The organism is Cupriavidus sp. PB-02 (genome assembly GCF_058252315.1).
This window is the reverse complement of the sequence record NZ_JBXPSX010000003.1, coordinates 1,354,245-1,378,740: the sequence shown is the minus strand read 5'-3', so window position 1 is coordinate 1,378,740 and position 24,496 is coordinate 1,354,245. Positions and strand designations below refer to the sequence as shown.

18 protein-coding genes are annotated in these 24,496 nt (G+C 62.4%); 8 read left to right on the top strand and 10 right to left on the bottom strand.

Annotated features, from left to right (window positions below):
* Positions 1 to 1,413: 1,413 nt before the first annotated feature.
* Both AC10V3_RS40980 and AC10V3_RS40975 read left to right on the top strand, forming a co-directional pair.
* Positions 1,414 to 2,625 (top strand): ParA family protein, encoded by a 1,212-nt coding sequence (locus AC10V3_RS40980; protein ID WP_022539867.1) that lies wholly within the window; start codon positions 1,414 to 1,416, stop codon positions 2,623 to 2,625.
* Entirely contained in the window at positions 2,622 to 3,593 is a 972-nt protein-coding gene (locus tag AC10V3_RS40975) for a ParB/RepB/Spo0J family partition protein (protein WP_022539868.1), read from the top strand. The genes AC10V3_RS40980 and AC10V3_RS40975 overlap by 4 nt, the downstream gene beginning before the upstream one ends.
* Before the next feature lie 1,919 nt (positions 3,594 to 5,512).
* Here AC10V3_RS40975 and AC10V3_RS40970 read toward each other — a convergent pair.
* From AC10V3_RS40970 to AC10V3_RS40960, 3 genes are all read right to left on the bottom strand, one after another.
* The gene (locus AC10V3_RS40970; RefSeq protein WP_041682264.1) at positions 5,513 to 6,688 is read right to left on the bottom strand and encodes a tyrosine-type recombinase/integrase; all 1,176 of its coding nucleotides are present in this window, start codon (positions 6,686 to 6,688) and stop codon (positions 5,513 to 5,515) included.
* Positions 6,689 to 7,029: 341 nt separating this feature from the next.
* Positions 7,030 to 8,502, bottom strand: coding sequence for a phage integrase family protein (locus tag AC10V3_RS40965; RefSeq protein WP_490924410.1), 1,473 nt, complete (start codon positions 8,500 to 8,502; stop codon positions 7,030 to 7,032).
* 952 nt (positions 8,503 to 9,454) lie between these two features.
* Positions 9,455 to 10,123 carry a DUF2076 domain-containing protein gene (locus tag AC10V3_RS40960; protein ID WP_022539871.1) on the bottom strand — a complete coding sequence of 223 codons (669 nt, stop codon included), beginning with the start codon at positions 10,121 to 10,123 and terminating at the stop codon, positions 9,455 to 9,457.
* 901 nt (positions 10,124 to 11,024) lie between these two features.
* On the opposite strand from AC10V3_RS40960, the gene AC10V3_RS40955 reads away from it, so the two are divergent.
* On the top strand, positions 11,025 to 11,414 hold the full coding sequence (locus AC10V3_RS40955; RefSeq protein WP_022539873.1) for a hypothetical protein: 390 nt from the start codon (positions 11,025 to 11,027) through the stop codon (positions 11,412 to 11,414).
* Between the two features lie 201 nt (positions 11,415 to 11,615).
* Here the strand turns inward: AC10V3_RS40955 and AC10V3_RS40950 are convergent, their stop codons facing one another.
* Both AC10V3_RS40950 and AC10V3_RS40945 read right to left on the bottom strand, forming a co-directional pair.
* On the bottom strand, positions 11,616 to 11,807 hold the full coding sequence (locus tag AC10V3_RS40950) for a hypothetical protein (RefSeq protein WP_367576170.1): 192 nt from the start codon (positions 11,805 to 11,807) through the stop codon (positions 11,616 to 11,618).
* Positions 11,808 to 12,039: 232 nt separating this feature from the next.
* Positions 12,040 to 12,969, bottom strand: coding sequence for an AraC family transcriptional regulator (locus AC10V3_RS40945; protein WP_022539874.1), 930 nt, complete (start codon positions 12,967 to 12,969; stop codon positions 12,040 to 12,042).
* Positions 12,970 to 13,086: 117 nt separating this feature from the next.
* Between AC10V3_RS40945 and AC10V3_RS40940 the strand changes: the two genes are divergently transcribed.
* Complete coding sequence (locus tag AC10V3_RS40940; RefSeq protein WP_022539875.1) at positions 13,087 to 13,392, top strand: carboxymuconolactone decarboxylase family protein; 306 nt, start codon at positions 13,087 to 13,089, stop codon at positions 13,390 to 13,392.
* A gap of 245 nt (positions 13,393 to 13,637) precedes the next feature.
* On the top strand, positions 13,638 to 14,129 hold the full coding sequence (locus tag AC10V3_RS40935; RefSeq protein ID WP_022539876.1) for a YkgB family protein: 492 nt from the start codon (positions 13,638 to 13,640) through the stop codon (positions 14,127 to 14,129).
* A gap of 429 nt (positions 14,130 to 14,558) precedes the next feature.
* On the opposite strand, the gene AC10V3_RS40930 is transcribed toward AC10V3_RS40935, so the two are convergent.
* From AC10V3_RS40930 to AC10V3_RS40910, 5 genes are read right to left on the bottom strand one after another with little or no spacing between them, the layout of a single operon-like run.
* Positions 14,559 to 15,746 carry an adenylate/guanylate cyclase domain-containing protein gene (locus tag AC10V3_RS40930; protein ID WP_490924409.1) on the bottom strand — a complete coding sequence of 396 codons (1,188 nt, stop codon included), beginning with the start codon at positions 15,744 to 15,746 and terminating at the stop codon, positions 14,559 to 14,561.
* Positions 15,747 to 15,772: 26 nt separating this feature from the next.
* Positions 15,773 to 17,482: a PAS domain-containing hybrid sensor histidine kinase/response regulator gene (locus AC10V3_RS40925; protein ID WP_022539878.1), complete on the bottom strand. Its 1,710-nt coding sequence runs from the start codon at positions 17,480 to 17,482 to the stop codon at positions 15,773 to 15,775.
* Between the two features lie 55 nt (positions 17,483 to 17,537).
* Positions 17,538 to 18,854, bottom strand: coding sequence for a M23 family metallopeptidase (locus AC10V3_RS40920; protein ID WP_041682267.1), 1,317 nt, complete (start codon positions 18,852 to 18,854; stop codon positions 17,538 to 17,540).
* 59 nt (positions 18,855 to 18,913) lie between these two features.
* On the bottom strand, positions 18,914 to 19,588 hold the full coding sequence (locus tag AC10V3_RS40915) for a c-type cytochrome (protein ID WP_490924408.1): 675 nt from the start codon (positions 19,586 to 19,588) through the stop codon (positions 18,914 to 18,916).
* The gene (locus AC10V3_RS40910) at positions 19,589 to 21,139 is read right to left on the bottom strand and encodes a flavin monoamine oxidase family protein (RefSeq protein WP_490924656.1); all 1,551 of its coding nucleotides are present in this window, start codon (positions 21,137 to 21,139) and stop codon (positions 19,589 to 19,591) included. It lies immediately after the preceding gene.
* Between the two features lie 262 nt (positions 21,140 to 21,401).
* Between AC10V3_RS40910 and AC10V3_RS40905 the strand changes: the two genes are divergently transcribed.
* The 3 genes from AC10V3_RS40905 (at position 21,402) to AC10V3_RS40895 (ending at position 24,469) form a co-directional block, all read left to right on the top strand.
* The gene (locus AC10V3_RS40905; RefSeq protein WP_022539882.1) at positions 21,402 to 22,235 is read left to right on the top strand and encodes a phytanoyl-CoA dioxygenase family protein; all 834 of its coding nucleotides are present in this window, start codon (positions 21,402 to 21,404) and stop codon (positions 22,233 to 22,235) included.
* A gap of 17 nt (positions 22,236 to 22,252) precedes the next feature.
* On the top strand, positions 22,253 to 22,669 hold the full coding sequence (locus tag AC10V3_RS40900; RefSeq protein WP_022539883.1) for a RidA family protein: 417 nt from the start codon (positions 22,253 to 22,255) through the stop codon (positions 22,667 to 22,669).
* A 435-nt stretch (positions 22,670 to 23,104) separates the two neighbouring features.
* Positions 23,105 to 24,469: a DUF1329 domain-containing protein gene (locus tag AC10V3_RS40895; protein WP_011614725.1), complete on the top strand. Its 1,365-nt coding sequence runs from the start codon at positions 23,105 to 23,107 to the stop codon at positions 24,467 to 24,469.
* Positions 24,470 to 24,496: the final 27 nt, after the last annotated feature.

The window sequence follows — 24,496 nt, the reverse complement described above, 5'->3', positions numbered from 1 at the left end:
ACTCGTCTTCCCGCTCGTTTTGGTGCTCGTTTTGGTGCTCGGGCACTCTAGCATGTGATGGTGAGGTTCTGTCAACACAATGAACCTCACCATTGACGACGTGCGCCGGCCCTACCGGTCGACGCGCACAACGAACCTCACCACACGCACAAACAACCTCACCTACATCAGCAGCCGTTTCCTTCTAGCCTTTGTCTAGCTTGGGTAGCTAAGACTTCTCCACAGGTCACGCACAATCCATCTCACCTTCGTGGCTCGAGCACAACGAACCTCACCTTGTTGCGGGGCAGATCTCACCTTGCCCACACAGTAAACCGCACTATTGCAGCACAGCAAACCTCACCTCTGACACAATGAACTTCACCTTTTGAAGGTTAAGTCCTTGATGAAAAAGGATTTCGGCGCTCCTTGTTTGTAGGTTGGCTTGTTTACTTCAAAAAAAACCTAACCAACACCGGGCCCGCAGTCATGAAACCTATCCGCGCATACGAGCCGCTCACCGCGGAGCACCAGATTTGCGGTACTGAGCCTGCATCCTCGGAGAATTCCTGGCTTTCCTATAGGCTCCGCTCAGGGCAGAAAGCGGAGCAAGTGCTCATGCGGCGAACAAAATCACCCTTACGACCGCAGGCAATGCCACGCGCGGAGTGTGCACAGCGCCATATCCACTGGCGCCCAGCATCATGGTGAGGTTATTTGTGCAGGATTAAGGTGAGGTTCATTGTGCTGCCCCGTCCGACCATACGTCCAGTTGCACAATGAACCTCACCATCGCGCGAGAGCGAGTGCATGGGTCTTGGTGAGGTTTATTGTGCTGTATTGGCGAACTCGCCCTTGTGGGCCACCCTTGGGCCGCCCTCCCCGACTGGCCGTCTTGGATAACGCATGCAACGTGTCACGAAGGTGAGGTTGTTTGTGCAACGCGGAAGCCACGGCGTTAAGCAGCACAATGAACCTCACCTTGACTGGCTTCCCCTGCTGAGGCTCTGTCGTCCGACAAGGCAAAGGTGAGGTTGATTGTGCAGAAACATGGAACCTACTCCCTTCCGCACTGCCCTGGGCCCCACGGGACAAATGAAGGTGAGGTTGATTGTGCCGCGTTGCTTGCAAGTACAGCTGTGGAGATCCGCTGAATTGCACAAACGACCTCACCTTGCTGATGGGGTTCAAGGATGCGGGCCGTTGAAGGTGAGGTCATTTGTGCCGCTTTTCGGTGGCGGCTTCCAAGGGCTGAAACAAACACTGCAGAGTGAGGTGCCCCTTGTGACCCCAGGGGCTTACAAGAAGTGCCTAAAATTTAGGCAAATCTGTTGTTTTTGAGGAGTCTTTGCTTAAAAAACAGCGGTTTATGAGCCATGGCTCAAGTATTTCCTGTATTCTGAGCTTTCTCGAATTTTCCGGAAAAACCTCAGAATGGTGAAAACGAGCCAACTTCCTGCAGTCGACCGAACTGTACCGCTTGAGCAGATATCCCAGTTCGCGGAAAAGGTCACCATTTTTACGGACGAACTTCGCGAGACGATCCTCGCACCGCGGCCAAGAAAGACCGCACCGATTTTCAAAACAGGGGAGATTGCGGAGATGTGCAACATCTCACACTCCCAGGTTCAGTATCTGGCGACCAAGGGCGATGGCGAGCTGCCCCCTGGCACTGCGGCCGGTACTGGGCGTACCAGGACCTTCACGCTGGCAGAGGCTCGCATCTGGGTTCAGAAGGTCTCGGACATTTATCAGACGCCGCTTGTCACGGGAACGAGACAGCCGGAAGGAAAAATCGTCATTACCGCCCAGCTCAAGGGTGGGTCGGCCAAGACCACCACGACAATGTGTCTTGCCCAGGGGCTGACATTGCGCGGCCGAAAAGTTCTGGTGGTCGACCTCGACCCTCAAGCCTCACTTTCGGAGCTCTGTGGCTTGTATGCCGAAAAGGACGTCACGCCGGAAGACACCATCCTGCCGTATATCTATGATCAGCAGATCGAAGGTGGGCTGCAGGCACGCGTTCAGTCGACCTACTGGGATGGCCTTGACATTATTCCAGCGCACACCGAGTTGATTGGGGCAGAGTTCCATCTGCCCGCTATGCAGAAGATCAAGCCGGGCTTTCGTTTCTGGACCGTACTGCGGGAGGGGCTGGAGCCATTGCGCAAGGACTACGACTACATCCTCATGGATACGTCGCCGTCGCTTTCGTACCTCAACCTGAATGCCTTGCTGGCTGCAGACGCGATGGTCATGCCGATGGTCCCTGAGAATCTGGACTTCATCAGCTCGCTGTCGTTCTGGCGCCTGTTTTCAGACGTCTCCAAGAGCTTCATCAAGTACGAGGCGGACAAGAAATACGACTTCGTCTCGTTGCTGCTCTCGAAGGTTGACTACGGGCGCACTTCGTCGGCCCCCATCGTACGAGCCTGGGCGCAGAGCGCTTACGAGAGCTGGCTGCATTCGATTGAAGTGCCCTCGAGTTCTGTGATGAGCACCGGGGCTCTGGCGTTCTCAACGGTTTTTGACGTGAGCAGCACGCATAGCGCAGCCAAGTCGCTGCAGCGAGTGCGCCAGCCGATTGTCGAATACTGCCGATGGCTGGATGAAATCTATGCGGAAAAGTGGAGGAACGCGCAATGAGCAATATGCGGGAACAGCTGTTGGCGAAGACGGCCAGCATCCGGAAGACCTCGGCTATTCAGCAGGACGAGGTCAAGCGTAACGACCGGACGCAGACGGCACCGGGCCTGGCTGGCGCATTGGCCGTCGCGCAGATCCGTGTCCAGGAGTTGGAGGCGGCCGGCGTCGCTTCGCAGCTCGCTGTTGCGGATATCGGGCCGAATCCGTGGCAGCCGCGGCGCGTTTTCAACGAATCCAAGCTCTCGGAGCTGGCGGAGTCGATTCGTGAAGTCGGGCTGATGCAGCCCATCGTGGTACGCCGCGCTGAAGGCGGCTACCAAATCGTGGCGGGTGAGCGCCGGTGGCGCGCTCACAAAATGCTGGGGCTCGATGCGATCAAGGCGGTTGTCGTGGAGTGTTCTGACGCCGACATGGCGGTGCTCGCGATGGTGGAAAACATCAGCCGCGATGACCTGTCGGACTACGAAATCGCCCTGTCTATCCGGCAGACGGAGAAGGAATTTCCGTCGCGTGTGCGGCTCGCCGAGGCGCTTGGCCTGTCAAAAAGCGGCCTCTACCGGTTCTTGAGCTTCGGGCAATTGCCAGATTTCGTGTTGCAGGACCTCGACCTTCAGCCGCGTCTGCTGGGTGGGAGTGCGGCGGAAGCAATCGTCACATCAATCCGAAAGTATGGCGAGGCGGGGAATGATGCCGCTAAAGAGATCTGGCCACTTGTTGCATCGGGAAAGATGGAGCAAGGGAAGGCCGCTGGCGCTATCAAGGCACTTGCGACCCGGCGCGCCTCGGCGCCAAGCGCCGCGAGTGAGCGAAGCATTGATAAATTCTTCTCGGGCAAGGAACAAGCAGGCTCCATTACGAAGGATGTCAACGGCTTCACGGTGAAAGTTAAAGCTGGGGTGCTAACCGCAGCCCTGGAGACGCAGATTCGGGAGCTAATTAGCGAGACGTTCCACCACCAGCCCAAATAAGCTTTCCTAGAAGAGTACATAGCCCGCCTCGAGCGGGCTTTTTTTTTGTCTACTCGACGCTGACATCGCCGCGAGCAGACTTTCCCAAGTATGGACGGAGCTAGCGGCGGGTCGAGCCTCCCAAGTTGGGACGGTCCGGGCGCGGCTCGCCGACGTTCCCAAGACGGCGCCACATGCAGGCCGTAGACTTTCCCAAGTTGGGACGCTTCAGTGCCAATCGCAGACCTTCCCCCGGTAGGACGGTGAGGTGCGGCTCGAAGACCTTCCCAAGTTGGGACGGTGGTAGCCGTAGCTCATCGAGTTTCCCAAGTTGGGACGGTCCAGGCGCGGCTCGTCGACGTTCCCACGGACAGCGCTACATGCTGCAGGCTGACTTTCCCAAGTTGGCACGCTTCAGTGCCGACGTAGAGCTCCCCAAGTAGGGCGGTGCCAGGTGCGGTTCGAAGACCTTCCCAAGTTGGGACGGTGCTAGCCGCAGCTCCGCGAGTTTCCCAAATTGGGACGGTCCGGGCGCAGATCGCCGACGTTCCCAAGGGCGGCGCCACATGCAGGCCGACTTTCCCAAGTTGGGACGCTTGACTGCCAATCGCAGACCTTCCCACGGTAGGACGGTGCGACGTGCAGGCTCGCGGACCTTCCCAAGTTGGGACGGTGCTAGCCGCAGCTCCGCGACTTTCCCAAGTTGGGACGCTTGACTGCCAATCGCAGACCTTCCCACGGTAGGACGGTGCGACGTGCAGGCTCGCGGACCTTCCCAAGTTGGGACGGTGCTAGCCGCAGCTCCGCGAGTTTCCCAAATTGGGACGGTTCAGGCGCAGATCGCCGACGTTCCCAAGGACGGCACCACATGCAGGCCGACTTTCCCAAGTTGGGACGCTTCAGTGCCAATCGAGACCTTCCCACGGTAGGACGGCGCCACATGCAGGCCGACTTTCCCAAGTTGGGACGCTTCAGTGCCAATCGCAGACCTTCCCACGGTAGGACGGTGCCGCGTGCAGGCTCGCGGACCTTCCCAAGTTGGGACGGTGGTACCGCAACTCATCGAGGTTTGCAAGTTGGGACGGTCCAGGCGCGGCTCATCGACGTTCCCAAGGACGGCGCCACTTGCAGGCCGCAGACTTTCCCAAGTTGGGACGGTGCTTAGCCGTAGCTCGTCGAGTTTCCCAAGTTGGGACAGTCCTAGCGCTGCTCACGGATGCTCCCAAGGTGGGTGGGACGGCGCCACATGTGAAGCTCGCTGACTTTTCCAAGTTGGGACGCTGCCAACTGCTACTCGCAGACCTTCCCAAGTTCGGACCCGTCTCAGTACCTCAAAATCCCGGGAGGTCACGACGGGTAGGCAAAGGATTTGGGGAGCGGCATTATCCGCCGGCATGCCGACCCGTTCAGTCGAGGGAGGCTGGGTCACCGCCCGGCCATGAGTGCGAAGTTCGCTTGCGATAGAGCGCGGCGAATTGCTGGCGTCGTGCCCGCTCGGTGCGAACAGCGGCAAAGCTTGCAGAGACGCGTAGCCAAACAGCCGCTGCACTCACGCCGCATGCCGTTGCGTATCGCCCCGCTTCTGCTCTCAGACGCGGTACTGTTTCGCGGGCGACGGCCTGGCTCCCAAAGGGTATGTCTGAGCGCGTGCGGGCCAGCAGGCTACACAGATGCCGGGTGCAGCCAAGCTGGGGAAGAGAGAAGAATCCCGGCGCAGCACTGCATACCGCCACAATTTTTGCTTCAGCGCTTAGTGGAAGAGTCGCCAATGCCCAGAGGGGACGGCGCTTGTCTACGTCATCAAATCACGGCCCATTCGACTGAATGCACCGAAGGATCCCGCAAGCGCGTGCGAGTATGCTGCGCAGCGTGGTCTGGCCCCACTGCGGGGAATGCTTGGCCATCGGGCCGGATACGAGAGTGTCTTTCGACGAAGCCCCCTACGCGGCGCCCGGAATCTTGCCGGCCAACGCGCGTGCTACGTCTTCCAGCGTCTCGTGGGTGTACCGCCGCGTAGTGTTGATGTCGCGATGTCGCAAGGCGCGCTGCACGTCGGTCACCGGCACGCCAGCGCGTAGCAGCTGCGTGGCATGGGTATGCCGCAGCCAGTGCGTCGACGCTGCGTGCAGCCTGGCCGCCTGCTCGCCTTGGTGCTCTCGCTCTAGGCGATCGGCCGCCTCGGCAAAGGCCGCGCGCACGATCACATAGATGCCTTGGCGCGTACGGAGCGGCCGGCCCAGCATTGCTTGTAGCTCGAGCGGGTCGGCTACCGGCGCGGCGCGCTGACGTCCGCCCCCGATCGCCGGGATGACCGCGATGGTGTCAGTGGCGCTCGGCGCGGGGGGCAGACCCACCAGGCGTCGGAAACGCGCCAGTTCGTCCATCGCGTTGTCGCACGGCACCAGCGGATCGTCGCCACCCTTCGCCTGCCGGATACGCACAGTCCAGAACGTGCGTGACCGGCCAGGCTGGAGTTCGAAGTCCGCCCACGTCAGCGCGGCAACCTCGGAGGCGCGCAAACCGGTCTGGACCAGCAGCGCAAGCAACAGGCGGTCGCGCGCCTTGTGCAGTTGCGCCCACAACGTCGGCGCCGGGCGAGCCTCGATCGCTTCGAATACCGCGACGACCTGTTCCAGTTCGAGGAAGCGCCGCTGTGAGCCCGGGCCGGTAACGGCACGCGCACGCGCACGCGGAACCATGGCGAACGGATTGACCCGCAGCGCGCCGACCCGTACCAGCCAGTCGAACAGGATGCCCACAATGACTGCGCTCTGGCGCCGCGACGCCTCGGAGAGCGGGCCGCGCAGCGGCCGCCAGCCAGGGCTGGCGCGGCGCGCTCGGCCGTCGCCGACTGCGTGCGCGGGCGGGTCGCGCAGGAAGGCAAGGTAGCTGCTGGCATGCGCGACCTGCCAGGTGCGCAGCGGCCGGCCGAGCTCGTGCGCGTACCAGAGCAGTCGGTGCGCCTCGAGTTCGTACTGGCTGCGCGTGCTGGTGCGCAGACCGAGACCCGCGGCGGACTTGGTGTCGAGCCAGGCGAGCACCAGTTGGGGGTCGGAGAGCCCTGCTGGCAGCACCGGGCTAGCCAGTGCGTTCGGCGGAAGGGCTGAGGTATTCATCGGCAGTACGGGCAGGGCTCTGGTCAATCGTCATGGCGGGCCAAGGCGGCGGTGGGCGGCCGGGTTGGCGCGTCGCCGGGCCAGACCCGAGGCGGTTCTCCAGCCCAATGCGACGCATTATAGCCAGCGCCGACATTCAATTACCATTATTCAGATAATGGTAAGTAAAATGGCGAGGCCGGCCCCGTACTACGCGCACTCTCGCAATGCCAGGATTGTGGGCAGGAAGGCTTCTGCGACCTGCTTGCATCGCTTGAAATCGCGGTGGGGAAAAGGCTGTTGGCTCTGGAGCTTCGCGCAGCGCGAAACTCGGCTGACGTTGGCCTCCAGGCGCTAGTAGCTCAGGCCCGGCTGGCGCGGGTGCGAAGCTGGCCGGGCGTGAACCCTTCCGATAGCTCCCCGCGCTGCACACAGAAGTGCCGCCACAGACTACGCATCAATTGATCCAGGCCGGTGGCCGAGTAGCCTGCCGCCACGCCCGCAAGCCGCTTGTTGCGCCCGCGCTTGGTGGCAGGCTGTACCGTCGGGGCCAACAGCGCTGCTTGTGCCGGCGGCATCATGCTTGGCCAGCCGCGATCGGCCCAATGCGCCTGCAAGGCCTGTCGGGCGGCAGCGTCAAGGGCCACCAGTTGCTGCCGCGAACCCGGCCGTCGCAGTAAGGTGTCGTCGGGACCCGCATGCAGGCTGGCGCAGCGCAGCGCCGCCAGCTCGCTCAGTGGCAAGCTGGCGCTGCGCATGAGCTGTATTGCAGCAAGCGCAGCACGATGTCTCGGACCCTGCCGCGCCTCCCCCAACCAGACCAGGAAGGCCTCCACGTCGGGTTGGACGGACGGCGCGCGCAGCGCCGTGGGCGCAGCGGCGGCGGCTTGCCTTGGGATGAGCGGGGCGCTCGCCAGATGCCCGGCCTTGACCATTGCGCGTAGCAGCGCCCGAACCACTCGTAAGGCGGCCGCCACCGAACTGGCTCCCAGCGGCCCTTCGAATGGCCGCCAGTGCATCCTGTCGCGCGCCCCGCTCGGGCCGCACCAGAACGCCGCCGGCTGAGGGTCCGCTAAAAATTCCGCATAAGCTTCAAGATCGCAGGCCTCCAACGCCTGCAGCCCCTTCTTGCGCGCTGCATTCCACAACAGCAGCCGCTCGGCCTCGCGCCGATAGCTGTTGCGGGTATGCGGCGCCCGGTCCTGCAGCCAGGCGCGTACGAACGCCAGATCGGCGGCAAGCGCTGGCCCTGCCGCGGTACTCGGGGCCGGCGCCAGCATATGCTCGAGTGGTACGGGATACGGCATACCGGGGGCCAAGGCCAAGGGCACCAGCGCGTCGCGGCGGGCGTGGGCGGCAGGCGGCAGCACATAGGCTTTGACCGCCGCGGCGCCCATGGCCGGGCGCTGGCGCACCAGCCAGTGCGTGATGACCTCGGCCGACTGCGCGCCGATGCGTGGTACCGTGCGCCACCAGCTGCTGCCGCGCCGGTTCGCCAAGGACGTCAGGTCCTCAATCCGCCGGATATTGGCCGCCACCAGCCGGCGTGCCAGGCTCGGCTTGAACCAGAGCGACACCTCGTGCTGGGGCTGCGGGTAGCCTTGCCCAAGCCGCTCGAGCGCCGACACGGCGTCTACCCGCCGGGACATGCCAACCTCTGAGCGCGCGCGCAGCGCTTCGAACATGCCGGCGATCTCGGGCTGGCCATGCTGCAGGGCGAACTGCACCAGCCGGTCGCGCAAGGCCAGGATGCGCTGGATCGCCTGGGGTTCGCTCAGGTGCTCGTCCTCATCCGGGTCCAGCAAGTAGCGGTTGGCGATGTCCACCGGCCGCATGCCCTGCGCATAGGCACGGACCACGGCAAATTCGGTGCGGGTGAGTTTGGTGACGGCGTGCGTACTGGGATCCTGAGCCATGGAGGCAGCGCTAAGTGCTTGAGCTATAACAATATTCAGCAGAAGCCATCTGGAACCGGGCTGAAATGCTGACTAAAGCGCAATGTAAATTATTTTTGTGCCGGGCGCTACGCCTAACGCTCGGTGTGGACTGCGGCCACGCCTTGCACGCAAGAGGCGAGGATGCGCCCGTGGAAGATAATCCTGTGCGCGCGGGAACGAGAAAGGTGGCCAGCCGTCGGCGGCAGACTGCTTAGTCGGGAACTGTTGGCCGCTGCGCTCGCGGACTCAGGTGGAATTCGCACCTGCCTCGGCAACTATCGCCCGTATCAGATTGGGGGGTAGCGCTTCGCGTGGCTTGCGGAACGTCTCTGAAGATATCCGCCACACCCATGGTCGTCGTCTCGGGCACGGGAACGCCGAAGTTCGGGCACGCCCGGCTCGTGTAAAAGTTGCACTGAATCCCTCCTGCTGCTGCGGTAACTCTTGGGGGAGGCATCAGGGGGAGAAGGGTCGGAGGCGGCGCTATCCCCTCCGGCTGGCTCGCAAGGGAGCCCAGGCACGCATGCTGCCGGATCAGCGCTTTCCTGCGGAAGATTTCGTCGTCCGCCGCCCCCTTGGGGGGCACTCGTTGTCCGGTGCGTACCCCAACTCTCGCAGATGTCGAATCGAGAGCACGAGGACGCGTGAGTCGGAGTGCGCATAACATGCGAATGAATGACGGCCATACTTTGCGCCTATACAGTACCCGTCATGCCCATGCACCCATGTCTCCTCGTTGCTAAAGTCTTCAAGCCGGGGCGGGCTCCGCAATTTCCCGATCCAGGGCGCGCGCGGGGGTCCCGCACACTCCGCCATCATGACACCTGTTGCCACGCGCTGCGCGATGAAGCTAGATCACGGTCGAATCGTCGTCTAAGAAACCGTCGTCGCTCAGGCCTGCATCGAGATTGCCGCTATCCGATCCCCAATAGCTCGCAGCGACCGATGCCTGGTCATCGTTCCCGTAGTAGTTGTTGACGACGTTCGTTTCCGTTCCTGGCGTGTTCATGCCGGACTGCTCCAGGATCGCGTTCTTGCTGCTGTGGCCGAACAGGTTCTCGATACCCTGGAACAGGAAGGCACCGCCAGCCACGCCGGCAGCCGTCGTTGCGATGCTGCCCAGCGTGCTGCCGAACCCGCCGCTCAGGAAGCCCGGCCGGGGCGACTGCGCCGGGGGCGTCTGCAGCGCAGGTGACACGGCCTGAGCGGGCGCTGGCACGGGCGTCGCGGCAGCGGGATTCGCACTGGCACCCCACGCATTCTGCTGATCGATGAAGCTGCGGGAGCCGCTGGCCTGCGCGGCCTGCAACTGGCCCTGCAAGGCAGCGATCTGCGCCTTTGCCGTCGACAAGGCATGATCGAGCAGCATGGCCCGCTGGACCAGCAAATAGGCGGCGTCCGGCTGTATCGCGACCGCCTGGGCGATGAGTGCCTCCGCCTGCGGGTCCTTCGCGCCGGCGCGGGCCTGGGTCAACTGAGTCAGGAAGACTTCGAGTGCTTGCGTATCCTGCGGAGTCATGGCGTCTCTATCCCGGTTGTTGGTACGCCGTCACTCTATGAGGCAAGACTTAAGGGAGACTTAAGGGGCAGGGGACATCGAAGGTGATGCCGCAGCCCGCGCTCGAGGATGTGCAGAGGCCTTTGCCTGGAAGTTGATGCGCTGCCGAAGCCGGGCGCCGGGGTGCCGTCAGGACGAAATGAATTCCGCCCGTCGCGCCGGCTGCGATTTTCCGCTGGCCTGACGCGATCGAAGAAAATCGTGCACAGCTTTTCGCTCCCGGCTGGCCAAGAGCGTACCGTCGGCGATCCGCTGGAAGAAGTACGCTCTGAACAACTGGCGGCGGCAGGCGACCCCCATCTTTCGATGCCTCGCTGGCGCTCGAGATGTTTTGGCTTCGGCGGGCCGGTCATCGACGCCTTAAGTGTCTCTTGCTGACAGACCCGCAAGCCCGATGGGGCCGACTAGCCAGCGTAGTGCTAGCTATCAGTGTGCTCTATGATCGATATTTGCGCAGCGATTCTGTGGCCGGATGAGCAATGTCCCGGCGCGACTTGTGTCGAATATTATGTAATAAAATCAGTTACTTACCCTTGATATAGCGCGCCTCAATTGGGCTGATAAAAATCTTTTCCGTCGAATGAACAGATTCATCCTTGCTTATCTATCTAGTAGTAGATAGTATTCGGGCCATGGACAGCGACGCAGCACCACACCAACGGCAGCCACGCAAAGCGGTCCACGCAATACCAAGCACTTTGTCAGTACCGGAGGCGGTCTTTTTTTGATTCTTCGCATCTATCTACTAAAAGATAGTTAGATGTGAGGGCGAGGAGAAGATTGCTTACTACGCAGCACAGACATTGGCCCTCGATCAGCTACCCAAACCAGCATCGCCCGGCCCCAACGCAAGGAAAACATCATGAACGCCAAGACCATCCTGACCGCCGCTGCTATTGCCGCCGCTTTCGTAGCAGGCGTTGCCCAGGCTACCCCGCAAGAGGCCGGTGAAGCGTACAGCTACACCTATCGAGTCAACGATCAGCGCAGCTCCTTTACGGATGGCGCTCGCATCACCAGCCGTGACGTCTACACGGACGGCGCCCGCGTTAGCAATCGCGACGGCCTGACCGCAAGTATCAGCAACCGTGACGTCTACACCGACGGCGCCCGCATCAGCAATCGCGATGGCCTGACAGCGAGCATCGGTAACCGTGACGTCTACGCTGACGGTGCCCGCATCAGCAATCGCGATGGCCTGACCGCGAGCACCGGCAACCGTGACGTCTACACCGACGGTGCGCTGGCCTGATACCGACTCCCGTCGCCACGGCTTAGCCATGATCGCATCCCAGACGGTGTCCGATACGAGCACCGTCTGCCTCTCCACAGGCGAGCCACCGTGAAATCGATCCAGCAGCTGGCCATCTTTGCGCCAAATGGCTCCGCCATCTACCGGTAGCACAGTGGCCGGAATGATTTTGAGCTTTACGCATCGAGCCAATCATCGGCATCAATTAACCGTGCAGGGCGCCTCACCCCACCAAATCGTTCCGCGCGCAGATGCGGCTTCGGAGTTCTTACCGCCCAGGGTTCTCAGATCCAGCATGCCTCCACTCGAGGTCCACAAGAATCCATGCAGCTGACCGCGATTCGTCTGAGCTACTCCTACTACTTTGACACCCGCATTTATCGCCTTTGCCATGGAGTACGTGCCGTCAAGCGTACCGAGGTCCTGGATGGAAGCGTTGAGGTAGCTGACTATCGCATTTACCGGCACCGATGCCTGGCAATTGATTCGTACGGGATCGATGGCCCATTAACTTTGAGACGGAACGGGTGACGCTGAACCTTTCCAAAGGCAAGGCCGTGAGTGGTTTCTGGCGGGACTGGATTGGGGGCACTGCTGCATCGACCGGTTGAATCAGCAGTCGAAATCAGTCGCCACCCACACGCTGACGAGATGTCATCCGCTGCCGAAATCCGCTTGGGTCCACACCATGCTGTTTGTGGAACGCCTGTGAGAAATTGCTGCGGCTGGAGAAACCAACGGCGTGCGCCACCTGGGAAATTTGCAGGGTTGTGGTCGCCAGCAGCTCCGCGGCCTTGTGCAGCCGAACCGCGCGCAGCATGGCCATCGGCGTCTGGCCGAACGCTCGTTCGAAGTGCGAAGCGAACGCTGAACGGCTCATACCGGCCAGATCGGCCAATCGCTGCACCGACAGCGGCGCTTCGGGATGTTCAAAGAGCTTCTCCAATGCGAGAAGCAGGCGGGGATCGGCAACGGCCGCTGTCCACGACAGCTCCGCGTCTTTGTCCTCCACCTGGCGCCGCAGCAGCATGATCAAGCATTGCTTGAGCAATGCCTCGATCAAAACCCTCGAGCCCAATCCGGGCTGTGCGGTTTCCGCCAACAGCATGACGAACTGGTCCTTCAGCCCCGCAGGCCCGTCGAATCGGGTCACGATTGGACGCCGCAGCATCCTGAAGGGATCGGCGGTACTCGTCGCGAAACGCAACTCCCCACATGCCATCTCAACCCCCACTGCTGCCTCGCCCACCTTCACTGTCGGCGCCGTTTCGCGCGCGGACCATGAGCCAAGCCTTGCCCGATCCACCGAAACGGTTGGCGACTCGAGCTCGCACTCCAGCCGGTAGGAAACGCCCGGCGGCATCAAGACGAAACTGTGCGGCTGTAACGCGATGCGGTGGCCATCGCCTGCGTCGAGCGTCCCGCGACCGTCCAGGCAGTAGTGGAGGCTGGCCGTTTCACACGCTTCGAAACGCACGCTCCAGCCATCGCGGATGTCGCACCGTGTGATGTGCGTGACACCAATGTCGAGTGTGGCAAGGAAATGTTCGAGCACACGATGTGCAGCAGGGGAGGATGCCATCATTGGACGAATTGAAACCAAACTAAGACCACCTGGAACCTTGCCATTCCTATCATACCTACTCCAATCCCAGTCTTGATGGAGGTTCCCATGTTCGATATGAAAGATCTTGCCCGTTTGAAGAAGCTGGACGAAAACGCTCCTGAAGCGATGAAACGCTTCCTTGCCTTCGACCATGCAGCTTTCGCTGACGGCGCGCTTTCGGTGCAGCAGAAGCAGATTATTGCGGTGGCCGTCGCGCTGACCACGCAGTGCCCATATTGCATCGCCCTGCATACCAAGGCCGCCCACGATGCCGGCGCCACCGATGAGCAACTTGCGGAAGCCGCACTTGTGGCGGCGGCAATTCGGGCGGGCGGGGCCGTAACGCATGCCACGCACCTGTTCCGCGACTGAACGCCGCTCAAACGCACCTTCCCGCGTGGGGATAGTCCCGAAGTCCATGGGGCGACTTCATATCGGTAAGGGACGCGCCTGATACGTCTCTGGAACGAGGAATTTTCCGAAATCGCCGGTTCTGGCAGAGCTGGAACCGGCCGCGCCGGAATGCGCGCACGCGCATCGTCGCAATGACAGGAAAGGAGGTCTGCGCCACCAGGGCGTGCTCCTCCGCCACACACCAAATCTGTTGAGGAGTAAACATGCAACCCATCACCTCCGTTGCCACAACGCGGACCAACGAAGCCATCCACAACCACGAAGCGTTGCTGCGCTGGTCCCTGGTCATTGTCTTTCTCTGGTTCGGTGGGATGAAATTCACCGCCTACGAAGCGCAGGGTATTGCGCCGTTCATTGAGAATAGCCCCTTCATGGGTTGGCTCATCGACGCATTCGGTGTTCGTGGAGCCAGCGGTGTCATTGGCGTGCTGGAACTGTCCACCGCGGCGACGCTGGCCGTCGGTGCATTCCATCGTGGGGCGTCAGTACTTGGTGCAGCCATGTCATGCGCGACGTACGCCATCACGCTGACGTTCTTTCTCACCACCCCCGGCGTGGCCGAGCCGACTGCTGGTGGGTTCCCGGCGATCTCCGCGCCGATCGGTCAGTTCCTGCTGAAGGACCTCGTGCTGTTGGCCGTGTCCGCTTCTCTGCTGCGCACGGCGTTAGCACGTTGGCAAGCGGCGCGTTCCTGATTTCACAGGAGCACCAAAGTTGCGAGTTGGCCGTCGCTTCCCGACCCATCTCGGCCACCCGGCCTACACCGCAATTAAGGCCGGTAGACGCTCTATAACGGCCATCCCAAACGATGTTTCGTTTCAGCAGTACGCAAGTAAGCGACTAGTTCTTCCACCTTGAGTCGGCTGAAGCGATCAAGCATCGTCGCTGCGAAGGAGGATCGTGGAGACCATGCATATGTTGTTGAAAGCTGAGCGGCCGCGCCAGCGGAAGTAAAGCACCGAATTCAAGGTGATGGTCCTGGCGATGGTTCACCAGGAAGGAGTAATGGCGGACGGAGTCCGTCAACGCGACGAATTGAATGTGAGTATGGAATCGGCACACGCTCGGGTTAAGCCGGACTGAAGCCGCTCGTGGAACCATGTGGCGTCGCAGCCAGCATGCGATTACCGGGAGGCGTCTGTGGTTCGTCCAGCCACTAGCCATGTACGTAGCTCGCCGATGCCCTTCGCGTTTATGGTTCCGCGCGCTTCCAGCAGGAATGGCTTCCCAAGCCGTTGCTGAGTGGCTTCCGTTATCTGAACGCGGCCGGCCACACCGTGGGACTCCATCCGGCTAGCAATATTGACCGTTTCGCCCCACAAGTCATAGATGAATTTTCGTCGACCGATCACACCGGCAACGACCGCGCCGCTGTGGATGCCAACCCGCAACTGTAAGTCGTACCCGCTTCGCTCGTTGAACCGGTTCAGTAGTTCCATCATGTCCAGTGCCATATGGGCGGCCCGGGCTGCGTGGTCTGCAGCGGGGGAGGGCAGGCCGGCGGCTGCCATATATGCGTCGCCGATCGTTTTGATTTTCTCTAGCCCACGTTTATCGGCGATATCGTCAAAGTCGGCGAAGATCTCGTTGAGTATGGCCACCAGTCGTTCTGGGCTCAGGGCAGGCGAGAAGCGGGTGAACTGAACGAGGTCGGCAAACAGCACCGAGACTTCTTCGAACCTGTCGGCGATGATTTCCGGTGGGCCGGCGGCGATCAGATCGGACCGCAGCTTCAAGCGTTCGGCGATAGGAGACGGCAGTACGTTGAGGAGCAGCCGTTCGGTGACCTGTTGCTCGCGAACAAGCTTCTCGTAGAGGTGCCTGAGTTCATCGCTCTGGCGAACGATGGTTTCCCTGCTTGCTTCCAGCTCACATACCTTGCGCTCGAGCGCGTTGCCGTACTGCAAGGACTCACTGTGCAGCAGGCGCACCTCCAGCATGTTCCGCACCCGCATCAGTACCTCGCCGAGATCGAATGGCTTGCTGACAAAGTCCTTCGCGCCGGCCTGCAGTGCGCGCAGTTTGTGATCGGGTTGGGCGGTGACAACGATCACCGGAAGGTAGCTGGCCGGCTGGACGACCTTGAGGTTCTCCATGACCTCGAACCCGTCCATGCCAGGCATCTGGAGATCCAGCACGATCAGGTCATAGTGGTTCCTGCCGTGAAGCTCGGAAACCATGCGCGGATCGGTGGTTGATTCGACGCTGGTATATCCGGCCGCATGCAGCATCCTTTCGAGCAGCAGGACATTGGCCTCCAGATCGTCAACGACCAGGATTCTTGCAGCCAGGATGTCCGATGGGTGGATCATGGCAAGCCAGTTCGCGGGACTCGGTGCTAGCCCTGGGCAATGAATCCTCGCGGCTGTTCCAGTGCGGCGTTCAGTGCATCCATGAATTCATGGATCCTGATGGGCTTGGTCAGGTACCGGAAGAATCCTGCCTTCATGCCCCGCTCGATGTCGCGTGGCATGGCATTGGCACTGAGGGCGATGACCGGAATATGCATCGTCTTGGGGTCTTCGCGCAGGCGCCCCAGTGCTTCGATGCCGTTGATGTCCGGCAGATGGATATCCATCACGATCACTTCGGGCAGGGAAGTGCGCGCGAGCTCGACTCCGAGAATCCCGGTAGCCGCGGACAACAAATGCACGTCTGCCCGGCGGGCGAGGAGTTGCTCCAGGAGCTTGAGGTTGGCGGGGTTGTCTTCCACATACAGCAGGGTGTGCATCGTGGATGAAGCTTCGATTGACGACCGGACAGGTGAGGCGGCCTCCGCGCTCTCGCCAGCCATCGCGGGAGGCGCGGCAGCAGGCAGTTCGACCCGGAACATGCTGCCCACGCCAGGCGTGCTTTCGACGTCGATGGTTCCACCCATCAACTCGGCCAGCCGCTTGGCCACCACGAGACCAATGCCGGTGCCTTCCACGGGGCCTGCCTCATGCCCCAACCGATTGAACGGTTGGAATAGCTGGGCCAGCCGTTCCGGTGTCAACCCTGCGCCGGTGTCGCGCACGCTGACGCATACGCGATGCTCCGTCGTCGTCACCTGCACATCGACCGAGCCCTGGTCCCGGTTGTACTTGATGGCATTGGAAAGCAGGTTGAGGAGGATCTGCTTCAGGCGGGTTCGGTCGGCACGGACGAAGCAGGGTAGTTCGCCTGCGGGAAACCGCATGCGGACCGTGCGTTTCAGTGCCTGCTGCTCAAGCATTGCGTGGCACTCGCGCAGGGTGTCGATGACCGATACCGGCTCGGGGGACAGCGACGCGTGACCGGCTTCTATCCTGGCCAGATCAAGGACTTCGTTGATGAGCTCCAGCAAATGCCAGCCCGCTTTCAGGATCTGGTCGATGCTGGCCTGCTGCGACGCGGTCGGAGGCGGAGACTCGGAGGCCATCAGCTGCGCGAAGCCGAGGATGGCATTCAGCGGATTACGCAACTCGTGGCTCATGCTCGACAGGAACTCCGACTTCGCATGGTTGGCGCTTTCAGCAGAGGCCTGGGCCTGCTTCAGCGCTTCGATGTCGGTGCCGGATGCAAGCCACTTTACGATCTTGCCGTCAGCATCCTTCAATGGTGACCCGCGTTCAAGGTGCCATCGGTAGGCGCCATCGGATGCCCGTTTCAGGCGATATTCGATTTCGTACTCGCAGCCTCTCGCCACTGCGTCTGCCCAGTGGCCGATATTGCGCGCGAAGTCCTCGGGGTGGACGGCCGATTTCCAGGCGCCGGAGCGGGTTTGCTCAAGACTGAGGCCGGTATAGCTCGTCCACCGTCGGTTGCAGTAATCGATCCGGCCATCCGCATCGGCGGTCATGACCATGTGAGGGATGCCGTCGGCAAGCAGCCTGAAGTGCGGCTCGCCCTCCCTGAAGTCGAGGGCGGAAGGACGATCCTTTCCCGATCCGTCATGAGGCTGCCTGCGCATGATCTGCCCCCGCAGTCGGCGGTCTGGCGCCTGCGCGCAAGAGGCGATGGCAGGCCGGCCGGAATCCGCGTCATGAAGGAAAGCATACTCGCAGCCACTGCCGGTGCAAACCGGCATGCGCGGGGAGGATCCTGGTCAACTCGCGAGTCGACAGTGCGCCACTTGGGGCGGCTCAGCCGAGGCTGGATGCCACTTCAATGCCGCGCAGAACATGGATACGGCTCAACATGTCGCTGGCCTGGCTCAGGAAGCCCTGGCGTGCGCGTCCGGACAGCGTGACGGGTTCCATCAGCATGACGCTCAGCGGGTTCTGCGGCACGTCGTTGAAGCGAAGCTCGTAGTGCAGATGCGGTCCGGTCGCCCAGCCGGTCTGGCCGACGTACGCGATCAGTTGCCCCTGCGTGATGCGCTGGCCAGGCTGGATGCCAGCGAAGCCCGACAGGTGCGCATAGTATGTCGAGTAGCCGTCAGGATGCTTGAGGATGACGATATTGCCGTAGCCCGTCTGCTGGCCGACAAAGTCAACCGTCCCGTCCGCTGTTGCGAAGACCCGGGTTCCTGTCGGGGCGGCAAAGTCGACACCCTTGTGCTGGATCCATTGGTGGTGCACCGGGTGGTTGCGCCAGCCGAAGCCCGACGACAAGCGCGAGAACTCGACCGGCGAGCGGAGAAACGGGCGCGCCATGCCCCGTCCGTCGAAGGTGTAGTAGGCACCGGAATTTCCGCCATCTGCGCCGTCATACCACAGGGCCTGGTAGAGCTGGGCGCGGTTGACGAGTTCGACGGCCACGACGCGACCGTTGCGCACCAGCGCACCGTCACGGAAGCCCGCCTCATAGACAATGTGAAAGCGATCGCCCTGGACGATGTCGTGCTGGAAATCCACCACGCCCGAGAAGATCGAGATCATCTGCCGGACGATCTCGTCGGGCACATTCGCGGCGTCCATCGTCTTGAAGAACCCACTCGCCGTGATGGTGCCGGAACGCATCTCGTAACGCAGTTCGTTCCTGACCGCCTGCAAGTTCGCCTTGAAGGCGGGCTTCTGGAAGTCGCCAGCCCGCCGGATCAGCAGTTCGCGCGAGGCGGTGGCATTGCCGGCAACGAGGGCGCGCAGCGAGACCAGCAGCTTGTCCTGGTCGACCTCGGCCTGGACGACCTGGTCCGGCTGGAGGTTGAAAAGGGTGCGCGCCGCCGGATCCCTGGAAATGAACTGCTGTGCGTCGGGATCTTCCACGCCGAGCCGTCTGAGCAACGTGGCGATCGTGTCGCCGCGTCGCATGGGCTCCTCGTGGATGTAAGTTGCACCGGCATCCGCCAGCTTTTCGAGCTGGTCGCGCACGTCGGGCAGTTGCAGGGCTTCCAGCCGGCGTGGCGCACCAGGGTCATGGTAGGCGCTGCGCGGCGCCACGCCCATGGCTGCCGCCATGCAAAGCATGAGGACAGCCGCCAAGCCGGCTGGCAGCCAGGACGGTGTGTATGGGCGCATTCCCCGTCTCCTGTCTGACCCGCGCATCTTGCCGACTACCCTTGCTGCCCCGTCGGGCCCTATCGGGCGCCGATCTCCCGGCGGTCAGGCGACATCCTGGCCAGGTAGCGGGCCACTGCCGGGATGTCTTCGTTCGACAAGGCGGCGGCAATGCTGTCCATGGCGCCGGACGCGTCATGGCGTTTGCCGCTCTTGAACGCGGCAAGCTGTTGCCCAAGGTAGCTCTCGCCCTGGCCGGCGAGGCGTGGAGCCAGGTCCTTTCCGGTCAACCCTTCGGCATGGCAGGCCTGGCAACTGCGCGCCTGGACCACAGCCTTGCCGCGCGCCTCGAGCGCGGCGCTGGCCGTGACATCCGGGCTACCTGTGGGCGCCTGCTTTGTGTAATAGGCTGCCAGCAACCCGATCTGCTCATCCGTCAGGTTCCTGGCGAGCGGCCCCATGGTCGGGCTGTCGCGCTGCCCGCTGGCGAAGGCGCGCAACTGCGCCTCGATAAAAGCCGCCGGCTGGCCGGCCAGGGCAGGGTACTCGGCATTGTGGGACTGACCGCGCGGGCCATGGCAGGCGAAGCAGGTCTCCGGGAATTGCGGCCAGCGTCCACCATCGGTCTGGCTGGCTACGGCCTGGTTATCCAGTGCCGTCCCGAACCGGTGATAGCCCACGAGGTCGGGAACGATGAAGGCGGCCACCGCCACCACGGCCGCAGCCGCCACGAGAACAGGGCGCTTGTATTTCATTCATGCCTCCCGAACCGGGTATGCCAGGGCGCCCAGCACCTGCAGGGCGGCGCGGTGGCCGGAACGCACGGCACCATCCATGGCGCCAGCCCAGATGTCGGCCGTCTCTGTGCCAGACCAGATCAGCCGCCCTGTCGGCGGATGCAGGTACTGGCCCAGCTTCGTCCAGAAGCCCGCCGGCATCGGGTTGATGCAACTCATCGACCAGTTGTCGACCTTGCCCCAGTCGAGGTCGTGGTACTGCATCGGCTTCAACGCCTTGTCCCCGAACGCCTGGGCATAGATGGCCGAGAGGATGCGTGCGGCAGCCTTGGGCTCGGCGGGCAGGAAGCCAGGCTTGACGAATGCGCTGATCACGCCGACTGAGCCGTCTGGCGGCGAGTTGTCGACCGACCAGATCAGCGGGCCGTCCAGCGGCACAACCTGCCCGTTGAATCCCCTGTCGCGCCAGAAGGGCCGTGCATAGACATGCGCTGTCTTGCGCATGGGCGCGTGCGCCGGCCAGAGCCGATGCAATTGCGCGCGTCCGGCGGGCAGCGGCGGGTCGAAAACGACCTGCTGGCATAGCGCCGGATTCAGTGCGGCGATCACGTGGCGCGCCCGTACCACGCCCTGGTCGGTGTGCAATTCGACAATGTCGCGATCCCAGCCAACGATCTTGCGTACCGGGCAGGACAGCCGCACCTTGTGGTCAAGTTCGCGTGCCATCCGGATGCTGAGGATCTGCGCGCCGCCGACGAAGCGCGTCTCCTGGGCGCCGCCCTTGATCCTCTCAAGCGTGTCGTAGTCGCTGTTAGCGCTGTTGATCACCGACAGGTAGTGCAACAGTCCCAGTTGCGCCGGTTGCGCGCCGAGCGACAGGGTTGCGGCCAGGCTGAAGGAGAACTGTTCCTCGTTGCTCAAGTCTTGCCGTGCCAGCCAGTCGCCGAGCGACAGCTTGTCTAGTTCCGCCGCGTTTGCCGCTTTCCAGGGTGCGCCGCTGGGTACGCGGCGCGCCAGCTCGCTGAGTTTGGCGGCGACCTTTCCCTGGGCGCCGACGCCGCCCTTGAGATCCTGCGCCACGCGGACGTCGCCGGCCAGGAACACGGTCTTGCCCTGGTAATAGGTTTCGAAGGTGTCGACGCCGAGCTCGCGCGCCAGGTCAGCAATGGCGGTCTGGCCGGGCCCGATCCACTGCCCGCCGGCTTCCGAGACCACGCTGTTGCCAAGGTCATGGTTGTAGGTGCGGCCGCCGACACGGCTACGTGCCTCCAGGACGACGAACGTGTCACATCCGCCGCGTTTCAGGTCGCGTGCGGCGGTCAGGCCCGCCAGTCCGGCACCGATGATCACGACATCGAGCACGTCGCGCCCCGCAGATGCGGCGCCGGCGCCCTTCACCCGCGGCGCTGCACTCGCTGTGCGTGGTGTGCCTGCCAGCAGCGTTGCAGCGCTAGCCGCCGCAGCCGCGCCGAGGAGGAGGCGTCGGGTCAGTGCGACTGTGTCGCGGTTCACGATGTCTGCCGGTGCGGCATCGACTTCCAGCGCATCTTTACGTGTCTTCGCGTGCATTGTTAGGACAAAAGTCAAATGATTGGCATGCTCGCGGCAAATATAGGTCAACAACAAAAACAAGTCAAAATTATGAATGGCGAGCCCGGGGCGATTCCTGCGTAGGTGAGGAGAGTCCATATGGGATAGGGAATACCCGCCCTTTTACTTCTGACTTATCTTTGTCATCATGACCTAACGTTGGTAGGTTGTTCTACAAATGAGGCGAGCGGACGCGCACGTGACCGGGCGCCGGGCTTAATGAAGAATCAGGAGAGCATCCATGGATGAATCCAAGCGCAGGGCCTTCGATGAGGACGGTGCCGTCCTCATCGAAGGCTGTCTCAACGCGGAACAGTTAGCCATGTGCAGGCAGGTCTTTGACTGGGGCATCGAGAACCCGGGGCCCAACGCTCATAGCCTGTTTGACGGCTCCGTGCAACGGTCGCACGTCGATAACGCCAATCCATTCGCAAAGGGGCGGCTGGATGAGCTGGTCGCCTCGCTCCCGTTCGGCCAGCTGTTCGCCGATCTCTGGGGCTCTAAACATGTCTGGTACTTTGCGGAAGAGTTGTTCCTCAAGCAGGGAGGCCGGGCCGGGCGCTCGCCCTGGCACCAGGACACCTCCTACCTGCCCTGGGGGGGGAAGCACTTCGCCAACGCGTGGATCAGCTTCGAGGCGGTCCCCAAGCGCAATGCGCTGGAGATCGTCAGGGGCTCGTACCTGGGTACGCGCCACGACGGCAGCACCTTTCAGAACCCCGACGACCCGACCGAGCCGTTGCACGGCGGTGGGGTCTGGCCGCGGCTGCCTGACATCGAGGCCGAACGCCGCACCGATCCCAATGCGTACGACATCCTCTCCTGGGCTACGCAGCCCGGTGATGTTCTGCTGCTGCACCCGGGTTCGCTGCACGGCGGGGGCGCTGTCGACGCCGATTTCCCGGACCGCCATACGCTGGTCTTGCGCTTCTTCGGCGATGACGCGGTTTTCAGTCCGTTGCCGGACCACAGCGATTCGGGCTTCACGCCGGCGGGTGTGCTGTACGTCGAGGAGCTGGCATCGCTGAAGGCAGGTGATCCCTTCCGTGCGCCATGCTTCCGCCAACTCATCTGATAAACGATACCGACATCATGACAACCACGACGATGAAACGGCAGCCGGTCATTCCGCCCGGCACCCAGCCGCTCTACGACGCCTACCATTTCGCCCCCGCGACCCGCGTGGGCGACACCATCTGGGTGTCGGGCCAGGTTGGGCTAGACGCAGCGATGAAGCCCGGCGAGGGCATGGAGGCACAGGCTCGGCTGGCCTTTGCATCCCTGAAAGCGGTCCTCGAAGCGGCAGGCGCAAGCCTGGAGGATGTTGTCGAGCTGACGACCTATCACACCAACCTGCGGCAGGAAATCGAGGCCTTCACGAAGGTCAAGGACGAATACCTGCCGAGCCGTTATCCGTCCTGGACTGCGGTGGGGGTGACAGAGCTGGCGCTTCCCGACTTGTGCATCGAGATTCAGGCGGTGGCGGTAGCTGGCAGCGGCGGCGCCTGAGCCTGGTTGTCCTGCGCGCGCCTCGAGCGCAGTCGAAGTCCGTGGATCACGATTTCCAGAACTGGGCAGGCGGGTCTGCACTGCCGGGACGGTCAACACCTGTGCCCGGCCGTGCAGCCTTGAGGACCTGTGTATCTCCAGCACAGCCTCGGGCGGCATGGAGCATCGCCGGATCACTACGGCGGTCTGACTGACAGCGTTGGCTTGCGGCTTCCGGTGCCACCCCAGTAGCCGCGAGCCGTGCCTCGTGCCATTGGTTCGCCGCTGCGCACGGCACCGGGTGCGTTTGCGAGCATCGCAGCCAAACGCGCAGGGAATACCCTAGCTCTTTTTTTCTTTTGTTCTTTGTCATTGTTACCTAAGTTTGGTAACGTGTTCTACCGAAAAAACACACGAAGCGAGGCACTTCGTTGCCATGCCAGACAGGAGACTCAGATGAGATACAAGACGTTGTTCCTCAGCGTGACCCTTGCGTTCGGCGGAGCGGCCTATGCCGCGGCCTCCGAGCAGGACGCGGGCCGGCTCGGCAAGGACCTCACTCCGGTGGGTGCCGAACGGGCCGGTAACAAGGACGGGTCGATTCCGGAGTGGACCGGCGGGGACATGAAGGCACCGGGTGGCTGGAAGCCCGGCACGGCGCGCCCCGACCCGTACGCGAATGACAAGCGCGTACTTTCGATCGACGCGTCCAATGTCGACAAATACAAGGACAAGCTTGCCCCCGGACAGATCGAAATGGTGAAGACGATCCCGGGCTATCGGATGGACGTCTATCCGACCCACCGTTCTTGCGGTTTCCCCGACTTCTTCTACGAGCGGACGAAGAAGAACGCAACGACGGCGAAGCTTGGCGCCAACGGCCAGGACCTTGCCGAGGCGATCGGCGCCGCCGTGCCGTTCCCGATTCCGCAGAACGGCGCCGAAGCCATGTGGAACCACAAGCTGCACTGGAAAGGAGAGGGATTCCAGATGAGCTATGCGGGCTACATCCCGCCGAAGGGCACCGACAGCATTGGGGAGCCGCTTGGCCAGCAGGAATGGCAGATGTCGCCGATGTGGTCGCCGTCGAACAAGGGCGTCGACGACGCCCGCGGCATCGAGAGCCTGTACCTCAACACGTTTACCAGCCCGCCCTCGATCGCGGGGGATGCCACCCTGACGCAGTACAAGTTCTCCGAGGCCAACGACGTCTGGCTGTACTTCGCGAGCCAGCGCCGCGTGCGCCGCGCGCCGACATACCAGTACGACGCCCCGCAGCTCAACACCGAGAACCTGCTGACCGTCGACCAGTACATGCAGTTCAACGGCCCACTAGACCGCTACGACTGGAAGCTGGCCGGCAAGAAGGAGATGTACGTGCCCTACAACACGTACCGGGTCAACTCTTCGGCGAACAAGGTCGATGAAGTCGTCAAGCCGAAGTTCCTCAGCCGCGACCTGACGCGCTATGAGCTGCACCGGATGTGGGTGGTCGAGGCCACGCTCAAGCAAGGCATGCGGCATACCTTCCCCAAGCGCGTGTTCTACATCGACGAGGACACGTGGACGATCCTGGTGGAGGACATGTACGACGCGCAGGGCAAGGTCTGGCGCACCACCGAGATGGGTCCCTACATGGCCTGGGAAGTGCCGGCCTGCGTCTGGGCGGCCAATACCAGCTATGACCACCAGACCCGCCGCGCCGTGCTCGACCGCGTCGTCGCCGGCCACAAGGAGCCTGACTGGCTCGCCGCCAGGGAAGGGCGCCTGAAGGAGAAGACCTTCGAGCCGGACGGCCTGCGCCGGTTCACCACACGATAAGCCAAAAAAGAGAACCACGGGGAGACA